The organism is Salmonella sp. SG203 (assembly GCF_013350575.1).
Lineage (GTDB): Bacteria > Pseudomonadota > Gammaproteobacteria > Enterobacterales > Enterobacteriaceae > Salmonella > Salmonella enterica.
In genome coordinates this window covers 82,231-100,404 of record NZ_SNMT01000008.1, presented here as the reverse complement: position 1 = coordinate 100,404, position 18,174 = coordinate 82,231, and the positions used below count along the sequence as shown (strand labels likewise).

Below are 18,174 nucleotides of genomic sequence, written 5' to 3'. Positions count from 1 at the left end.
CGTTGCTTTGGCTTGTGGGTTCGTCTTACGAGGCGGCCGTGGAGGTGATACGAGATAATGAACCGTTGTATTCTGCTGAATTTGTCGCATCGTTCTGGTGCGCGCATGTCCCCCGCAATCTGCATCTCTGCTTTGCATACCTGCCGATGTTATACCCATCTCGGCGCTTCTCAGGATTCCAGAGCCGGCAATGGCGCTGAAGACTGAACAAGGGCGCTCTTGTTAACGCAAGAGTTTTCTCGTGGTTTCGCCGAACCGTTATCTGTGAGTTCGGTTACGTGTTTACAATGATATGAAAAAGAAACCGGTCGCGCAGGCGGAGCATCAGCGCTATCTGCTGGAAAATCCGCTTGTCTATGGGTTGTTATCGCGTCTTCGGATTGCGATAGTGGTCAACTGTTTTACACTTGCTAATAAAAATTGAGGTTCGCTATGTCTGACGACATGTCTATGGGTTCGCCTTCGTCAGCAGGCGAACAGGGTGTACTACGCTCCATGCAGGAGGTTGCAATGAGCTCCCAGGAAGCCAGCAAGATGCTGCGCACTTACAATATTGCCTGGTGGGGCAATAACTACTACGACGTCAACGAGCTGGGCCATATTAGCGTATGCCCCGATCCCGACGTACCGGAAGCGCGTGTCGATCTTGCCAAACTGGTGAAAGCGCGCGAAGCGCAAGGCCAGCGTCTGCCGGCGCTGTTCTGCTTCCCGCAGATCCTGCAACACCGTTTGCGTTCAATTAACGCGGCGTTTAAGCGTGCGCGTGAATCTTACGGTTATAACGGCGACTACTTCCTCGTTTATCCGATTAAGGTCAATCAGCATCGCCGCGTGATCGAGTCCCTTATCCATTCCGGTGAACCGTTGGGGCTGGAAGCGGGGTCGAAAGCGGAATTGATGGCGGTGCTGGCACATGCCGGCATGACCCGTAGCGTGATCGTCTGTAATGGTTATAAAGACCGTGAATACATTCGGCTGGCGTTGATTGGCGAGAAGATGGGCCATAAGGTTTATCTGGTCATCGAAAAGATGTCTGAAATCGCGATTGTGCTGGAAGAAGCTGAGCGCCTGAACGTGGTTCCTCGCCTGGGCGTGCGTGCGCGTCTGGCCTCTCAGGGATCCGGTAAGTGGCAATCCTCCGGCGGCGAAAAATCAAAATTCGGCCTGGCAGCGAAGCAGGTGCTGCAACTGGTGGAGACCCTGCGTGACGCCGGGCGTCTGGACAGTCTGCAACTGTTGCACTTCCACCTGGGATCGCAGATGGCGAACATTCGCGATATCGCGACCGGCGTGCGCGAGTCCGCGCGTTTCTATGTTGAGCTGCATAAGCTGGGCGTTAATATCCAGTGCTTCGACGTGGGCGGCGGTCTGGGCGTGGATTATGAAGGAACCCGCTCGCAGTCCGACTGTTCGGTGAACTATGGCCTGAACGAATATGCCAATAACATCATCTGGGCGATTGGCGATGCCTGCGAAGAGCATGGTTTACCGCATCCGACGGTGATTACCGAGTCTGGCCGCGCCGTCACTGCGCACCATACGGTACTGGTCTCTAACATTATCGGCGTGGAGCGTAACGAATACACGGATCCGACTGCCCCTGCTGAAGATGCGCCGCGCGCGCTGCAAAATCTCTGGGAAACCTGGCAGGAGATGCATAAGCCTGGCACCCGCCGCTCGCTGCGTGAATGGCTGCATGATAGCCAAATGGATCTGCACGATATTCATATCGGCTACTCTTCCGGCGCGTTTAGTTTGCAGGAGCGCGCCTGGGCGGAGCAACTTTATCTCAGCATGTGCCATGAAGTGCAGAAGCAACTGGACCCGCAAAACCGTGCGCATCGTCCGATTATCGACGAACTGCAAGAGCGAATGGCGGACAAAATGTACGTCAACTTCTCGCTGTTCCAGTCAATGCCGGACGCGTGGGGAATCGATCAGCTCTTCCCGGTACTGCCGCTGGAAGGGTTAGATCAGGTACCGGAACGTCGTGCCGTGCTGCTGGATATTACTTGTGATTCCGATGGCGCTATTGACCACTATATCGATGGCGACGGTATCGCCACGACGATGCCGATGCCGGAATACGATCCAGAGAATCCGCCGATGCTCGGCTTCTTTATGGTCGGCGCTTATCAGGAGATCCTCGGTAACATGCACAACCTGTTTGGCGATACTGAAGCGGTTGATGTGTTTGTTTTCCCGGATGGTAGCGTCGAGGTTGAGCTGTCGGACGAAGGCGATACCGTTGCGGATATGCTGCAATATGTGCAACTGGATCCAAAAACGCTGTTAACGCATTTCCGCGACCAGGTAAAACAGACGGATCTGGACGATGCGTTGCAGCAGCAGTTCCTTGAGGAATTTGAAGCGGGACTGTACGGTTATACTTATCTTGAAGATGAGTAATTAAGAGTATTCCGCTTGTGGGTCGATTTAATTATTTAAATCGACCCTTTTATATTTTATAAATTCTTAATTATCAGCGGTGCCGCTTCTCTATGTAATTTTATGGGCCTACAATCCCCCTAATAATTAAAAAGGGGTGTGAGTATGAGCAAATTTAAATTTAATGCCGTCATTGTTGGCTTGTTTTTGCTGTTAGGCGGCTGTTCCAGCGGAATGCAATCTAATAATGGCTCTTCATCCGACGTCGGCACCGCCTGGGGCGGCGACGTGCATTCATCGGTACAAAGCGTTTCGGTAGAACGTGCCGATCGAGAACCTGCCGAAATGGTGATAATAAATTACTCCACTCAATATCCGTCAGGTTACGATAAAGTTTATAGTATACGTATCAGCGATCTTGAATATGCTGTGCGCGACGCTAATTTTAATTCGATTCCAATTACTCGTCGCTACAACGCATCAATGGGACAATGGCAATATAGTATTCCTGCAAGATCAGGGATGAACTATCAGTTATATATTCGTAATTACAGTCATGATACCAATTACGAAATCGTCGCAACGGTTGATGGCCTGGACGTGTTGAACGGAAAAGCAGGCTCGCTGAATCATCATGGCTATATTGTTAACGCCGGCGATTCACTGGCGATTAAAGGGTTTCGCAAAGATAAACACACTGAGGCGGCATTCCAGTTCGCCGACGTAGCTGACGCTTATGCGGCCCACTCCGCGCAGGGCGATGTACGCAACATCGGCGTCATCGGCTTTGCCGCTTTTGCATTGCAGGGTAAAGCAACAAATACGCTACCGCCTTGTTCCTCACAGGCTTTCCCAGCGGACAATAACGGGTATGCGCCGCCGCCCTGCCGCAAATAAACCCGCCATCAAACGTCAAATATGCGTTACGGGAATCAGCGCTTTTCCTGCCGAGTCTGGTGGGGAAGGACTGTGTGACGCGCATAGCCGTAGGTTGCGGGAAAGAAACGACCACTCTCTGGCAGGGAAATTGTTTACCATAAACATTAGGATTTGTTTACACTACCCTCAAGTGGAGCAATTGCTGTCTACATAGGTATGTGCATGGAACAAATTTTAACCAAGCGGCGCTATTTTGATATAGGGCTGCAAATAGAAGAACTACTCTATTCAGGGGTATTTAAAGCTGGCGAGCGACTTCCGGCGGAGAGAGAACTCAGCGAGCGTTTTCAAACCAGCCGCACGACGATTCGTGAGGCGATTATTATGCTTGAGCTGAAGGGGGTGGTAGAGGTTAAGCAAGGCGCAGGCACTTACTTTATTGATAGTCTGGAAAAAATCAATCAAAAAGCGCTCTTGCCTTACTCAGACATTGGCCCCTTTGAATTGCTACAGGCCCGGCAGGTTATCGAAAGTAACATCACCGGTTTTGCCGCTACGCAAATAAGATTTAATGAGCTTAAGCAGCTTAAACGTATTATTGAGCAGCAGGAAAAGCAGATTGGCGGCGACAGCGACAAATTTGAAGAACTGGATCGTCAGTTCCACAATATCATCGCGGAATCCACGCAAAATCGTGTATTAATGAAACAATCTGCCGAGCTGTGGCGGGCTGTCAGGACCGAAAATCCGCGCTGGAAGCAGTTAAACTATAAGTATTTACATAAGAAAGAGTTAAGAATGAAATGGGTGGAAGATCACCGTAGTATCTTCCTTGCATTGCAAAAACGCGATGCTGAGCAGGCCAGACAGGCTTCGTGGACCCATCTTGAAAACAGTAAAAATGAGCTGGTAAAAATCTTCCAACAGGATGATTCGCTGGAAGATTTTGATGATTTTTTCTTCGCCACCTGACGGCTATTTTCAGGCGGATGACATTTTTGTCAGCGATTAACCGGGCCTGCCGCCAAAAACAAGCCCGGAGAGAGGGAATCAGGCTTCGTAAACGCTCAGCTTATCCCAGTCAAACTCTACGCCAATGCCGTAGGTGTCCGGTGCCACGGCGCGATAATTGTCGACCACCAGCGGATGTTTGGTATATTGATCGATCGGGAAACTGTGAACCTCCAGTCAGTCAGTCTCGAATGCGGAAACCAGTCTGACGTGTAATTCCTGCATACCGAGCGAGCATACCAAACGACCGCCATTCGTCGACAGACGCGCCGCCTTCAACCAGCCATTTTCCACAGCGGCAGTTTTTCACGTTTGCCTTTCAAATCCCAAAGGGCGATATCCACCGCAGACATCGCAAACGATGCGATGCCTCCGCGACCCACATAGTGAATATGCTATTCCATAAAGTCATAGATATCGTCAATCGCAGCGCCTCTTTCCCTGACAGTACCGGGGCAAGATCGTGATCGATCATCGCTTTAATTGCATACCCACCCTTTCCGCCGGTATAGGAATATCCGGTGCCAGTTGAACCGTCTTCCAGCGTAATCGTCGTGGTTACCAGTTCGAAATGGCTATTATGCCATGTTTCGCGTCAACTAAGACCTCGGCCAGAGGGGCTTTGAAAGCTTTTTTTCAACGTACCTAATCCGCGTCTTCATCAATTTTTTCCTGTTTCAAATCAATGGATTAATTTGCCAATTACGTCTAAAGGCGGCTCACTCCTCATCGCTTTAGCAGCGACCCGGATGATCAAAACCGTAACTGATGTTCTTAGGTTAATGTTGATGCTGATAATAAATTGAGTTCATTAATTCACTAGACAAATTATCAGGTTTGGTTTGCTGTGTTTCGGGTAATTATTGAACCAATCATGCGTGACATATACGCTTGCAGCGGGCGTGTTATTCAATAAGCTATTGTTTTTCATGTGGTTTAATGATTACGGGTTGTATGGGTGGTATGCCAATTCGTGGCCGATTTTTCTAATCAAAATCACGCTTTTGTGAATCGTAAAATTTATCCTGAGAAGTGCTTTTTGTAACTAATTGATAAATAAATTATTTTTATTCATTGGCTATTAGTCAGCATACCATGGTAAAGAATCTGGTGCCATGAGTGTGATCATATTCACGGATTTTGGTATGGTGTTTAAGCAGAATTGGTAAACAAAACAGGAGTGGGAAAAATTCATGGACACCATAGCTCGCCAGTTAGACGCCGCAAGGCACCAATTCAAAACGACTTATTCACGTCAGGGAATGGAAGCCAACATCGTACATATTGGATTTGGCGCCTTTCACCGTGGTCATCAGGCTGTTTATAACGATCTCACGAATGAGATAACCGGCAACCGCTGGGGGATTTTTGAACTGAATCTGTTCGGCGATGCGGAGCTGGTGGATGCGCTAAATGCGCAACAGGGGCTGTTTTCAGTGGTGGAAACGTCAGCCAGCGCCATCAATAGTCGCCTGGTTCGTACCATCACCGGCGCGTTGCATACGCCGAAGTCAGGTATTCAGGCGGCGATCGAGAAGCTGACTGAGCCGCAGGTAAAAATTGTTTCGTTGACGATAACGGAAAAAGGTTACTGCACCGATCCGCGGTCCAGAACGCTCGATCTCAGCCATCCGCTCATCAAACACGATCTTGCCGATCCTGAACATCCCCGGTCAGCACTCGGACTAATCGTCGAAGCGCTACGGATACGCCGCCAGCAAGGGCTTCCCCCGTTTAGTGTACTGTCGTGCGATAACATTCCGGAAAACGGTCATTTGACCAAAACGGCGATCGTTACGTTTGCCGATAATCTCGATCCGCAGCTGGCGGCCTGGATAGCGAAGCATGTCACCTTTCCTGGCACCATGGTCGATCGCATCGTGCCGGCAATGACGCCAGAGCAATTTGACATGATTAAAGACCAGATCGGTTTTGCCGATCCCTGCGGCATCGTATGCGAGGATTTCCGTCAGTGGGTTATCGAAGATAATTTCGTTGCCGGTCGTCCTGACTGGGATAAAGCAGGGGCGATGTTCGTCTCGGACGTGCTTCCCTATGAAGAAATGAAACTTCGTATGCTGAATGGCAGCCATTCGTTTCTCGCCTATAACGGCAGCCTGGCCGGATATGAGTTTATCTATCAGTGCATGGAAGACGACGCTTTTAAAACCGCCGTACATCATTTAATGACGGAAGAGCAGGCAAAATCGCTGCGCCCGAATTTGGCGGTAGATGTACATCAATATGCGCAGTTGCTCATTGAGCGATTCAGCAACCCGAATATTAAACATAAGACCGGACAGATTGCGATGGACGGTTCTCAGAAGCTGCCTCAGCGGGCCGTCGATCCTTATCTGACGCTCCAGGCGCGCGGCGTTAAGGGCAGGGCGTTGGCGACGCTGATTGCGGGCTGGCTCCATTACGTCATTAATACGCTCTCTCAGGGGCAGAGCGTGGCCGACCCGCTCAATGATACCTTCAATGCGGCTATTAAAAATAAAAACACGCGATGGGAACAAGCGCTGTCTTTGCTGCAGATAAATAGCATCTTTGGAACGCTGGCCGGCGACAACGCAGATTTTTTAAACGACATTCAGCAGGCCTTTAACCATATTGAATTACATGGCGTCACGGCCACCATTCACCGTTTATCTTCAAAGGGTTAAGTATGAAAACGCTTATCTGTAATAATCCGGGAAATATCGAATACATTGAAAGAGATATTCCTCATTTAAAAGACGATGAAGTACTGTTAAAAATTAAAGCGGTTGGTATTTGCGGCACCGATATCCATGCGTTTGCCGGCCGGCAGCCCTTTTTTGCCTATCCGCGCGTGCTGGGTCATGAAATTTGCGGCGTGGCTGAAATGTTGGGTAAATCGTGCAGCACGGCGAAGGTCGGCCAACGCTATAGCGTTATTCCCTGTATTCCTTGCGGCGCTTGCGCAGCCTGCCGGGAAGGAAAAACCAACTGCTGTGAGAACGTCTCGCTGTATGGTGTTCACCAGGACGGCGGCTTTAGCGAATATCTGGCCGTTCGTGAACAAAATCTGGTTGAACTGTCGGATAACCTCACCGACAGCGCGGGCGCGCTGGTTGAGTGTTTCGCCATCAGCGCCCATGCAGTACGCCGCGCTGACGTGAAGCCGCAGCAAAACATTTTGGTGGTCGGCGCCGGGCCGATTGGGCTGGCCGCCGCCGCGATAGCAAAAGCCAAAGGTGCTCGCGTCGCGGTAGCTGATATTGACGCCGAACGCCGTCGTCTGGTCGCCGAAAAGGTAGGCGTTGCAACGCTCGATCCGTCGTCAGACGGCTATATTGATGCGCTGAAAGCCTGTTTCTCCGGTGAATTAGCCGGCACTGTGCTTGATGCCACCGGCAATAAATCCTCCATGAGCCGCGCTGTCGATCTGATTCGTCACGGCGGAAAAATCGTCTTCATCGGGCTGTATATCGGCGAGCTCGTCATTGACGATCCGACCTTCCATAAAAAAGAGACCACGCTATTGAGCAGTCGTAACGCGACGCGGGAAGACTTCGAATGTGTCATTGAGCTAATGGCTCAGGGCGCTATTAGCGAAACAATGATGAAAAACCAGGAATTCGATTTCTATACGTTCGGCAACCAGTACCAGAAGAACGTGGTAGAAAACAAAAAATTGGTTAAAGGCGTTATCAAATTTTAATAGCGGGATAGTTATGTCAACAATATTAGTCAAAGAAAATGAATTGAAAGCGCTGGCGTTTAATAAACTCACCCAGGCGGGTCTTGACGCGCAAACGGCGCAGCAGGTAGCCGACGTTTTGGTTCATGCCGATATTACCGGCGTTCACTCCCACGGCGTTATTCGCGTAGAGCACTATTGTACCCGCCTGAACGCAGGCGGGCTCAATCCAAAAGCAACATTCAGCATCGAACAGATTTCGCCTTCTGTCGCTATTCTGGACTCTGATGATGGAATGGGACACTGCGCGCTGATAAAGGCGACAGACCACGCTATTAGTCTGGCAAGAGAGACGGGGCTGGGCTTCGTCAGCGTCAAAAATACGTCCCACTGCGGCGCGCTCTCGTGGTTTATTGAGCAGGCGACAAGCCAGGGAATGGTGGCTATCGCCATGACGCAAACGGATACCTGCGTTGCGCCGTATGGCGGCGCGGAGCGCTTTCTGGGGACTAACCCAATCGCCTTCGGCTTCCCCGTTAAAGACAGCCATCCGATGATCGTCGATATGGCGACCAGCGCCATTGCGTTTGGTAAAATTCTGCACGCCAAAGAAACCGGGAAACCAATAGGTCACGGCCTGGCGCTGGATAAAGAGGGACATATCACTACCGATCCGCATAAAATTGAAAATCTGCTGCCCTTTGGCGGGCACAAAGGTTCTGGTATTGCCCTGGCGATTGATGCGCTCACGGGCGTCCTGATGGGGGCAAACTTTAGCAACCATATTGTTCGGATGTATGGCGACTATGACAAGATGCGCAAGTTAGCGAGTCTGGTTATCGTTATTGATCCGCAGATGTTGGGCAATCCGCTGTTTTCCTCAATAATGAGCACAATGGTCAATGAGCTAAGGGCTGTAAAACCGATGCCCGGTGTTGATAAAGTGCTGGCGCCAAACGATCCGCAAATCGCCTATAAAGAAAAATGTTTAAAAGAAGGTATTCCTGTGGCTGAAGGTATTTACCAGTACCTGATTGGCTGATAATTATAATCACGACCATTATTTAGGATAACTATAGTATGCTATATGGAAATATAGAGCAGCTTACTTTATTACCTTACGTTAACCACATTATTAAAAAACTTATCATCGAAGCGGTGAAGATAGCTGAAGATCAGCCTGCTGGTAGATATGAACTTTCTTTCCCGGAGTCATTTCTTATGATAAGCGAAGGAGAAACACACTCTTCGTTAAACCGCAAAGCTGAACTTCATAAAAAATATATCGATGTTCAGATTTTACTAAGCGGTTATGAGGAGATTGGCTATTCCAACAAAATTGATACCAGGATAAAGGAGCTTGAGCATCTTCCTGATGACATCATCTTTCCTGAATGTGTCGCTAATGAGCAGTTCGTTACATTAAATCCTGGCGATTTCGCGCTTTTTTATCCCAACCAGGTCCACCGTCCGCTTTGTACGCGTGGTAAACCTGCGCCGGTTAAAAAAGCGATTGTGAAAATTCCGGCCACGGCATTTAGCGAGTCAAGCTTGCCCTGTCAGACGAAGGAATAAAGAAAGCGCCAAATGCAATTCAGGAAGAGACCTTCAAGTCATCCTGAATTACAGCCAGAATGAATAAGGTGGCACTTTTCTGACTTCAGAGCCTTTTCGCGTTGAGGCTAATCGCGGAAAGGCTTTTTACGTTCTGTAAAAAGAGGATGCGGGGTCTCCCCGGTAAATAAGTGAAAATGATACAAATCGATTTTGATGTTATTTTTGTTCAATCTGAATAATATGGTCTTTTACACGGGAAGTGATTGGCGAGGTGTTATGAATCATATTTTTAAATTAGCATTTATTTTTATTATCAATATTATATTTTTAATAAATGCTTCAGCAACAACGATGGACAAAGATAAATTTGTGGAAGCGAATGGTATCAAAATTCATTACGTTGAAGAGGGCGAGGGGCCTCCGCTGCTGTTGATTCATGGTGGTGGTCTGACGGCGAAAAGCTGGCAGGGATTAGCGAAAGAGGCATCTCGATATTTTCGCGTCATCATGCCGGACAGTCGTGGACATGGATTAACCAATAACCCGCAAGGAACGTTTAGCTATGATCTGATGACGGAAGATATGGCGGCTTTTGTTAAAGCGCTAAAGCTGGAAAAACCGCTGGTGATGGGTTACAGCGATGGCGGCATGGTCGTTCTGAAGTTAACCAGCCGATACCCGGATCTAGCGCGCGCTGCTATCGTCGGCGGCGCAACGCATCGCTTTGCTACGACCCATTACATGCAGGGGATGGAAATTTTTTATGGTAAAGGAATGCCTCAGGGGCAATTGACGGATCGCGATCTGGATAAAATGGCTTCGGATGCGCCCGGGATGGTTAAATTTTATCAGAACATGCATCATCCAGAGCAAAAAGACTACTGGCGCACGTTCCTCAAAGGTGTCTGGCCAATGTGGACAACGCCCACATCGCTGGCGGAAGAAGAGGTGAAAAAAATCCACATTCCTGTGCTATTACTGGACGGCGACCGGGATGAATTTTTCACCGTTGAAGAAGTAACGCAGCTGTACCGGCTGCTGCCTCAGGCGGAGATGACCCTCATTCCCGGTAGCGGTCACGCCATTTTCCAGACGCCAGGAAAAACACCGCTGTTTTACGCATTAGTGCTTGAGTTTTTACAGCGGCAAATCCCTAAGGCCTCTTAACTGACCGCGATGGACGTATGAGCCTACTGATTTGCGCTGGATATATATTTTTTTCGGGCGTTGTCTACTGTACCTGGCTAAACTGACTTCAATAATGCGGTCTGTCAGAGTAAACTTTGAGCCGTAAACAAATTCAAACCCTTCCTCGTCGGGCCTAACGACGCGGGAGGGTTTTTTTATATTGACTAAGAAGAGGTTTTTGCCATGAGCACCTTAGGTCATCAGTACGATAACTCACTGGTTTCTAATGCGTTTGGTTTTTTACGTCTGCCAATGAACTTCCAGCCGTATGACAGCGATGCCGACTGGGTGATCACTGGCGTACCGTTTGATATGGCAACGTCCGGTCGCGCTGGCGGCCGTCATGGCCCGGCGGCGATCCGTCAGGTGTCGACCAACCTCGCCTGGGAACATCACCGTTTCCCGTGGAATTTTGACATGCGCGAGCGCCTGAACGTCGTGGACTGCGGCGATTTGGTGTATGCGTTTGGCGATGCCCGTGAAATGAGCGAAAAATTACAGGCGCACGCTGAAAAACTGCTGTCTGCAGGCAAGCGTATGCTCTCTTTCGGCGGCGACCACTTCGTCACGCTGCCGCTGCTGCGCGCCCACGCGAAACATTTTGGCAAAATGGCGCTGGTACATTTTGATGCGCATACCGATACCTACGCTAACGGCTGCGAATTCGATCACGGCACGATGTTCTACACCGCGCCGAAAGAAGGCCTGATCGATCCGCATCATTCGGTACAGATCGGTATTCGTACTGAGTTTGACAAAGACAATGGCTTTACCGTGCTGGATGCCTGCCAGGTCAACGATCGCGGCGTGGATGATATCCTCGCTCAGGTGAAACAGATCGTCGGCGATATGCCGGTCTATCTGACCTTTGATATCGACTGTCTGGACCCGGCGTTTGCGCCTGGCACCGGTACGCCGGTGATCGGCGGTTTGACCTCCGATCGCGCCATTAAACTGGTACGCGGTCTGAAAGATCTGAACATTGTCGGTATGGATGTAGTGGAAGTCGCGCCGGCTTACGATCAGTCGGAGATCACCGCTCTGGCGGCCGCGACGCTGGCATTAGAAATGCTCTATATCCAGGCGGCGAAGAAGGGCGAGTAAGTTGTTTTGCCGGATGGCGCTGCGCTTATCCGGCCTACAGCTGATTGATGCTTGTAGGCCGGATAAGCGCTCACGCCGCCATCCGGCACTGTTCGGGGGTTATTTGATTCCGTCTGCGCTCATACGATCGCGCACATGCTGTGCGCGTGCGGCGGACGCCGGGTGATCGTCGAACATCGAGCTTTGACGACCCGCTTCCAGTTTTGCCAGTTTCTCAAAGCTGGTGGCGAGTCCTGCCGGACTGATACCGCGTTTGCGCAACAGATCGTAAGAATAATCATCCGCTTCGGACTCCTGACGCTGAGAGAACTGCGAGTTCACCAGTTTTTCGCCAAGATCGCCAAGCTGTGATTGCGACAGGCTGCCGACTACGCCTCCTGCCGATGCCGCCGCAACACGAACGGCGTTAGTGCCCAGCGCGACCTGCATCCCTTTCTTTACATGACCCAGCGCGACATGGCCCATTTCGTGGCCGATCACGGCTTCAACTTCGTTGTCGGTCATCATATCCATCAGTCCGCTGTAGACGCGGATACAACCGTTCGCCATTGCAAACGCGTTGACGTCTTTCGTCTCGTAAACCTTATAGTTCACCGGCTGGCCGTTAATGTTATCCCCCAGCGCGGCGGCAATTTTTGCCAGTCGTTTAGCGTATTCGCTGCTCGCCGGCGCGATTTTCGCTTTGCTGTCGAGCTCTTGACAGGATTGATCGCTCAACGCTTTTACCTGCGCATCGCTTAACGTATAGGCCTGAAAAGCTTCAGCGCCCGAAGAAAGCAGTCCATTAGAGTCCATATTCTGGCAACCGGTCAGCACCGTCGCCATGCCCAAAGCAAGCAGTAAAGCGCGAATTTTCATTTTTCTCTTCCATACGAATTAATATTATTTTGAAATGCGCCCGTTGCAGATGAATTAGCGCCTGGGTTAAGTATAAAGAAAAGCGTGGCAGGCAAGTTAGCTAATTGCGCAACATGCGAGCACGATCCGGAGATTTCTGAAGCGGTAAAAGGATGTTCCATGTACATGACGCGCGGCTTGGGGTAAATTGTTGGCAAATTTTCCGGCGTAGCCCAAAACGCGCTGTCGTCAAGTCGTTACGGGCATGGCCTTTCAACATCCGATCTGGAGTCAAAATGTCCTCACGTAAAGAGCTTGCCAATGCTATTCGTGCGCTGAGCATGGACGCAGTACAGAAAGCCAAATCCGGTCACCCGGGTGCCCCGATGGGTATGGCTGACATTGCCGAAGTCCTGTGGCGTGATTTCCTGAACCACAACCCGACCAACCCGTCCTGGGCCGACCGCGACCGCTTCGTGCTGTCCAATGGCCACGGCTCAATGCTGATTTACAGCCTGCTGCACCTTACCGGTTATGACCTGCCGATGTCCGAACTGCAGAATTTCCGTCAGCTACATTCAAAAACCCCGGGTCACCCGGAAGTGGGCTACACCGCTGGCGTTGAAACCACTACTGGCCCGCTGGGTCAGGGTATTGCCAACGCCGTCGGGATGGCGATTGCCGAGAAAACTCTGGCGGCGCAGTTTAATCGTCCTGGCCACGATATCGTTGACCACTTCACCTACGTCTTTATGGGCGACGGCTGCATGATGGAAGGCATTTCTCACGAAGTGTGCTCTCTGGCTGGTACTCTGAAACTGGGCAAACTGATCGCGTTCTATGATGACAACGGTATCTCTATCGATGGTCATGTTGAAGGCTGGTTCACCGATGACACCGCGAAACGTTTTGAAGCCTACGGCTGGCACGTTATCCGTGGCATTGACGGTCACGATGCCGACGCCATTAAACGCGCCACGGAAGAAGCTCGCGCCGTGACTGACAAACCGTCCCTGTTGATGTGCAAAACCATCATCGGTTTTGGTTCGCCGAACAAACAGGGTACCCACGATTCCCACGGCGCGCCGCTGGGCGACGCGGAAATCGCGCTGACCCGCGAACAGTTGGGCTGGAAATACGCGCCGTTCGAAATCCCGTCTGAAATCTACGCCCAGTGGGATGCGAAAGAAGCCGGCCAGGCGAAAGAGTCTGCATGGAATGAGAAATTCGCGGCTTATGAGAAAGCCTTCCCGCAGGAAGCTGCTGAATTCACTCGTCGTATGAAAGGCGACATGCCGGCTGACTTCGATGCGAAAGCGAATGAGTTCATCGCTAAACTGCAGGCGAATCCATCCAAAATCGCCAGCCGTAAAGCGTCCCAGAATGCCATCGAAGCCTTCGGTCCGCTGTTGCCGGAATTCCTCGGCGGCTCCGCTGACCTGGCTCCTTCTAACCTGACCCTGTGGTCCGGTTCGAAAGCGATTAACGAAGATGCCGCAGGTAACTACATTCATTACGGTGTGCGCGAATTCGGTATGACCGCTATCGCCAACGGTATCGCCCTGCACGGTGGTTTCCTGCCGTACACCTCCACCTTCCTGATGTTCGTCGAATATGCCCGTAACGCAGTGCGTATGGCAGCGTTGATGAAACAACGTCAGGTGATGGTGTACACCCACGACTCCATCGGTCTGGGCGAAGATGGCCCGACGCACCAGCCGGTCGAGCAGGTGGCAAGCCTGCGCGTAACGCCGAACATGTCCACATGGCGTCCGTGCGACCAGGTGGAATCCGCGGTGGCGTGGAAATATGGCGTAGAGCGTCAGGATGGCCCAACCGCGCTGATTCTATCCCGTCAGAACCTGGCGCAGCAGGAACGTACTGAAGAGCAACTGGCGAATATCGCCCGCGGTGGTTACGTACTGAAAGATTGTGCGGGCCAGCCGCAGATTATCTTCATTGCGACCGGTTCAGAGGTTGAGCTGGCGGTTGCCGCTTACGAAAAACTGACTGCCGAAGGCGTGAAGGCGCGCGTGGTTTCCATGCCGTCCACCGACGCGTTCGACAAGCAGGATGCGGCTTACCGTGAATCCGTGCTGCCGAAGGCGGTCTCTGCGCGTGTGGCGATTGAAGCGGGTATCGCTGACTACTGGTTCAAATACGTCGGCCTGAACGGCGCTATTGTCGGGATGACCACCTTCGGTGAATCCGCCCCGGCAGAGCTGTTGTTTGAAGAGTTTGGCTTCACGGTGGACAACGTGATCGCCAAAGCGAAAGCGCTGCTGTAATCCTTAATACGGCATAAAACGGGTCGCTTCGGCGACCCGTTTTTATTCCCCCTTTGACAACCTGCCGTTTTCCAGCCGTACCACCCGTGAAAAATGACGCTGGGTAAACGCAGCGTCATGGCTAATCGCCACGACGCTGGTTCCCCGTGCCCGGCATGTCGCCAGCCAGTGTTCAAATACGGTTAGCCAGTGGGCGTCAAAATCCCGGCTGGGTTCATCCAGCAATAACACAGGCGGCGCCATCGCCTCCAGACTGGCGACCGCCACCATCCGGCGCTGCGCGGCGTGCAGATCAAGCGGGTGTGCCTCGGCGACGTCCGTTAGCTGGCATAACCGCAGCGCGGCCTGCGTGCGCCGTGAAATTTCCTCCGCCGATAAGCGTTGTAGTTTCAGTCCAAAAGCGACCTCTTGTGCGACATTGCTGTGGAAAATCTGGTTTTCCGCTTCCTGAAAGAGTACGCCGATAGCGGCGGCGCGTTGACGATTTTTAAGCTGCGCAATCGGCTCTCCATTAAGCGTTACCGAGCCGGAAGTGGGGAAAAGCAGGCCGGCCATAATCCGTAACAGCGTTGATTTTCCCGCGCCGTTATCGCCGGTCAACGCCAGCCATTCGCCGTCCTGCACTTCAAGCGAGATAGCGTGCAAACAGTCGGCTGCGGCATCCGGCCAGCGATAAGCGACCTGATTTAACGTCAACATAATGGGGTTAGCGCTCCGTCGCGCAATTGCCATACCCGCTGGCATCGCGTCAGAAAGGGGAAATGATTACGCTCAAAAAGCACAATGAGAGAATGACGTTCCAGCGCCCACTGTTGTAACCGTTCCAGCAGCGTCCCGGTGGCCGCTGACGTCAGCCGACTGAAGGCTTCATCAAGAACGAATAGTCTGGGCTGCATGGCAAGCGCGCTGGCAATCACTACCCGCTGCGTTTCGCCGCCGGAGAGCGTGCCGGGATGGCGATGGCGTAACGACTGGCAGTTTGTCAGGGTCAGCGCCTCGTCAATGCGCCGTAGAATTTCCGCTTCATGGAGGCCGAGATTCTCCGGGCCAAACGCCACCTCTTCCTCTACGCTAAAGGCACAGCCGGAAAGCTGTAAATAAGGCGATTGCTGCACCAACTGGATGGTGGGCGACTGTTCTACCAGCGGGAGCCGTCCGATAGGGACGCCAAGCAGTAAGCCTGTGCCGTCAATATCGCCGGGAAGATAATCCGGATACCAGCCAGCCATCAGTTGCGCCAGCGTACTTTTTCCGCTGCCGTTATCGCCGACTATTGCCACTATTCCGGGTGTTGAATAGTGGAAATCAAAACATGCCGGCGGGCGTGTCGCATCGGACGGAAGATAACGAAACTGCTCTAACGTAACCATATCCATACTCCCGCTTCCGCCAGTATTAGCAGTACCATGCCATACCGCGCAACCCGTTGTAACATGCTATCTTTCGGCGCCCACAGCGTGGTTCGGGCTCGATGCAGCCGAAACCCCCGCATATCCAACGCCGCGCCGCGTATTGTCAGATCGTTAAGCGCATTTTGCGTAAGCGGCACGATCAGCGCAGGCATCGCCCGTAGCCGCTGATACCAGCCTTCATCCAGCGGTACGCCGCGCGCGCGCTGGGCTTCATGAACGATCGTCAGTTGTCGTTTGAGCTGTTCGACGACCAGCAGTGGGCCAGCGAACAGGTAAGCGATGCCGGGCGGCAGACGTGAAGCGAACAGGGCGCGAATAAACCGCTGAACCGGCACATACTGCATCCATAGCTGCGACGTCGACACGATCGCCAGCAGACGTAGCCATAGCGTAACGGCATATACCCAGCGCTGCGGATCGCGAGGCTGCCCGCTTATCCATTCCGTTAGCCAACCGCCATGTACCAGCCATAGCCCAAACCCTAAAGACAGCATCAGCCAGGCGACATACTTCGCCCGCCGCCGCGTTGATTTCAGCGCCAGCAGACAGAGGAAGGCCGCCGCGCTATAAACCGGGAGCACGGTCTGCACAGGGAGTAGCAGCGTGGTGCAGGCCGCCAGCGCCCATAAGGTTAACGAGGTAAACGGATGCATTTAGCGTACGGCTGACATCGCAGGAAAATGCCGTGTCGTACGTAACGGTAGCTGACGCAGCAGCACCCAAACGATGATCGCCGTCAGAATTTTATCGACCAGATTAGCGCCTATGACGGTAATCGCGACCGACTCCACCAGGTTTTGGCCCATTGAATGCATCCAGGCGACGAACAAATCAGCGCCGCTGCCGGTAACGCCGCCAAAAAGCGCGGTACGAAGCGGTACGGCGACCAGCGTCACCGCTAACGTAATGACGACCCCGCTGACGATCACCTTGGGCAGGGTACGAAACCAGCCTGCGCGCGCCAGCCACCCGGCGACCAGACCGATAACCATCGCTACCGGGGCAAACGCGGCAGCGATAGGGTCGGTAAGCAGCCCCCACAGCAAATTGGTCAGAAGCCCAGTCAACATGCCGATGAACGGCCCTAACAGTACCGCGCTAATTAAGGTGCCGATCGAGTCGAGAAAAATAGGCAGCTTCAACATGCTAATAAGCTGTCCGCCAATCATATTGATGGCAATAGCGATGACAATCAGCACCAGAGACTGGCTGGAAAACGGGCGACGCGCCATAAAGTACCTCTTAAAGAGTCGTCAATTAACGGGAAGAAATATGCAGTTCGTCATAACCGGAAATGGCGCACGGTTGACGGCTGAACGTCAGCGCTGGCAGCTCGCCGATAACCAGTTCCAGCGTGGTACGCACGGTACACCCTGGCATCATATGGCCGCCGAGCATGGCCCCGTAGGGATCTGATACCGCGAGATGCAGATGCTCGCCGGTCAATTCAAGCGTGCCGTTTAGCGAGATAACTTCAAACGTGCCGGTGAGCGATGTGGTCGCCTCTTGCCCGGCATAACGCAGCGCAACATCGGCCAGACTGCCGGTACACCCTGCAATCCAGGCGGCATGTAATTGGTTCTGTTGCACAAAGGCGTGTAATTGGGAAAACACTTCCTGGCCGGGAAGCAGACGAAGCGCGTAAAAGCGCGCTGTAGAGGCGTTGTGGTGAGATACAGTCATCGTTACAGGACTCCGAGACTCGGACGTGGCGCTGATAATATAGACGCTGGCGGCAGCGCTTTCTGATATAAATCAGTATTTGTGACGCGACGATGAAAAGATCTGACGGATGTACTGGTGATTCTTAAATATGGAATAAATTGCAGCGTAAGCGGCCATGAAA

Annotated in this window: 19 protein-coding genes; 12 read left to right on the top strand and 7 right to left on the bottom strand. The window is 52.1% G+C overall.

Translation table 11 applies throughout. The features are described 5' to 3' along the window. Window positions 1–57: 57 nt before the first annotated feature. The 5 genes from HV477_RS28795 to HV477_RS13570 all read left to right on the top strand — a co-directional run bounded on the left by HV477_RS28795 (window position 58) and on the right by HV477_RS13570 (window position 4,239). Entirely contained in the window at window positions 58–207 is a 150-nt protein-coding gene (locus HV477_RS28795; protein WP_001751809.1) for a hypothetical protein, read from the top strand. A gap of 85 nt (window positions 208–292) precedes the next feature. Next, complete coding sequence (yqgB, locus tag HV477_RS13585; RefSeq protein ID WP_000729109.1) at window positions 293–424, top strand: acid stress response protein YqgB; 132 nt, start codon at window positions 293–295, stop codon at window positions 422–424. Window positions 425–432: 8 nt separating this feature from the next. Beyond that, a complete protein-coding gene (speA, locus tag HV477_RS13580) occupies window positions 433–2,409 on the top strand; it encodes a biosynthetic arginine decarboxylase (RefSeq protein ID WP_175065076.1) in 1,977 nt (658 codons plus the stop codon). Window positions 2,410–2,553: 144 nt separating this feature from the next. Continuing rightward, window positions 2,554–3,285, top strand: coding sequence for a hypothetical protein (locus HV477_RS13575; protein ID WP_000032793.1), 732 nt, complete (start codon window positions 2,554–2,556; stop codon window positions 3,283–3,285). A gap of 153 nt (window positions 3,286–3,438) precedes the next feature. Beyond that, window positions 3,439–4,239, top strand: coding sequence for a FadR/GntR family transcriptional regulator (locus HV477_RS13570; RefSeq protein ID WP_001576357.1), 801 nt, complete (start codon window positions 3,439–3,441; stop codon window positions 4,237–4,239). 314 nt (window positions 4,240–4,553) lie between these two features. Here the strand turns inward: HV477_RS13570 and HV477_RS28790 are convergent, their stop codons facing one another. Then, window positions 4,554–4,631, bottom strand: a complete 78-nt coding sequence (locus tag HV477_RS28790) for a hypothetical protein (protein ID WP_023228383.1) — start codon at window positions 4,629–4,631, stop codon at window positions 4,554–4,556. 840 nt (window positions 4,632–5,471) lie between these two features. Here HV477_RS28790 and HV477_RS13560 point away from each other — a divergent pair. From HV477_RS13560 to speB, 6 genes are all read left to right on the top strand, one after another. Next, entirely contained in the window at window positions 5,472–6,944 is a 1,473-nt protein-coding gene (locus HV477_RS13560) for a mannitol dehydrogenase family protein (protein ID WP_000379526.1), read from the top strand. Between the two features lie 2 nt (window positions 6,945–6,946). Next, window positions 6,947–7,963, top strand: a complete 1,017-nt coding sequence (locus tag HV477_RS13555; protein ID WP_023209125.1) for a zinc-binding alcohol dehydrogenase family protein — start codon at window positions 6,947–6,949, stop codon at window positions 7,961–7,963. 13 nt (window positions 7,964–7,976) lie between these two features. Next, window positions 7,977–8,984, top strand: coding sequence for an Ldh family oxidoreductase (locus HV477_RS13550; RefSeq protein ID WP_000104231.1), 1,008 nt, complete (start codon window positions 7,977–7,979; stop codon window positions 8,982–8,984). A 38-nt stretch (window positions 8,985–9,022) separates the two neighbouring features. Beyond that, window positions 9,023–9,517 carry a YhcH/YjgK/YiaL family protein gene (locus HV477_RS13545; protein ID WP_000965539.1) on the top strand — a complete coding sequence of 165 codons (495 nt, stop codon included), beginning with the start codon at window positions 9,023–9,025 and terminating at the stop codon, window positions 9,515–9,517. A gap of 192 nt (window positions 9,518–9,709) precedes the next feature. Next, window positions 9,710–10,666: an alpha/beta fold hydrolase gene (locus HV477_RS13540; RefSeq protein ID WP_079898912.1), complete on the top strand. Its 957-nt coding sequence runs from the start codon at window positions 9,710–9,712 to the stop codon at window positions 10,664–10,666. A gap of 204 nt (window positions 10,667–10,870) precedes the next feature. Then, entirely contained in the window at window positions 10,871–11,791 is a 921-nt protein-coding gene (speB, locus tag HV477_RS13535; protein ID WP_000105550.1) for an agmatinase, read from the top strand. Window positions 11,792–11,890: 99 nt separating this feature from the next. On the opposite strand, the gene HV477_RS13530 is transcribed toward speB, so the two are convergent. Continuing rightward, window positions 11,891–12,649, bottom strand: a complete 759-nt coding sequence (locus HV477_RS13530; RefSeq protein ID WP_000701824.1) for a M48 family metallopeptidase — start codon at window positions 12,647–12,649, stop codon at window positions 11,891–11,893. 275 nt (window positions 12,650–12,924) lie between these two features. Here HV477_RS13530 and tkt point away from each other — a divergent pair, with 275 nt between their 5' ends. Then, window positions 12,925–14,916, top strand: coding sequence for a transketolase (tkt, locus tag HV477_RS13525; protein ID WP_000098651.1), 1,992 nt, complete (start codon window positions 12,925–12,927; stop codon window positions 14,914–14,916). A gap of 42 nt (window positions 14,917–14,958) precedes the next feature. On the opposite strand, the gene HV477_RS13520 is transcribed toward tkt, so the two are convergent. The 5 genes from HV477_RS13520 to HV477_RS13500 are packed head-to-tail and all read right to left on the bottom strand — an operon-like array spanning window position 14,959 to window position 18,011. Continuing rightward, entirely contained in the window at window positions 14,959–15,615 is a 657-nt protein-coding gene (locus HV477_RS13520; protein ID WP_079898913.1) for an ABC transporter ATP-binding protein, read from the bottom strand. After that, on the bottom strand, window positions 15,609–16,286 hold the full coding sequence (locus HV477_RS13515) for an ABC transporter ATP-binding protein (RefSeq protein WP_162785465.1): 678 nt from the start codon (window positions 16,284–16,286) through the stop codon (window positions 15,609–15,611). Before HV477_RS13515 ends, HV477_RS13520 begins: the two co-directional genes overlap by 7 nt. Beyond that, window positions 16,274–16,981, bottom strand: a complete 708-nt coding sequence (locus HV477_RS13510) for an energy-coupling factor transporter transmembrane component T (RefSeq protein WP_052934874.1) — start codon at window positions 16,979–16,981, stop codon at window positions 16,274–16,276. The genes HV477_RS13515 and HV477_RS13510 overlap by 13 nt, the downstream gene beginning before the upstream one ends. Beyond that, window positions 16,982–17,560 (bottom strand): ECF transporter S component, encoded by a 579-nt coding sequence (locus HV477_RS13505; RefSeq protein ID WP_000124001.1) that lies wholly within the window; start codon window positions 17,558–17,560, stop codon window positions 16,982–16,984. 25 nt (window positions 17,561–17,585) lie between these two features. Further along, window positions 17,586–18,011 (bottom strand): PPC domain-containing DNA-binding protein, encoded by a 426-nt coding sequence (locus HV477_RS13500; RefSeq protein ID WP_000218562.1) that lies wholly within the window; start codon window positions 18,009–18,011, stop codon window positions 17,586–17,588. Window positions 18,012–18,174: the final 163 nt, after the last annotated feature.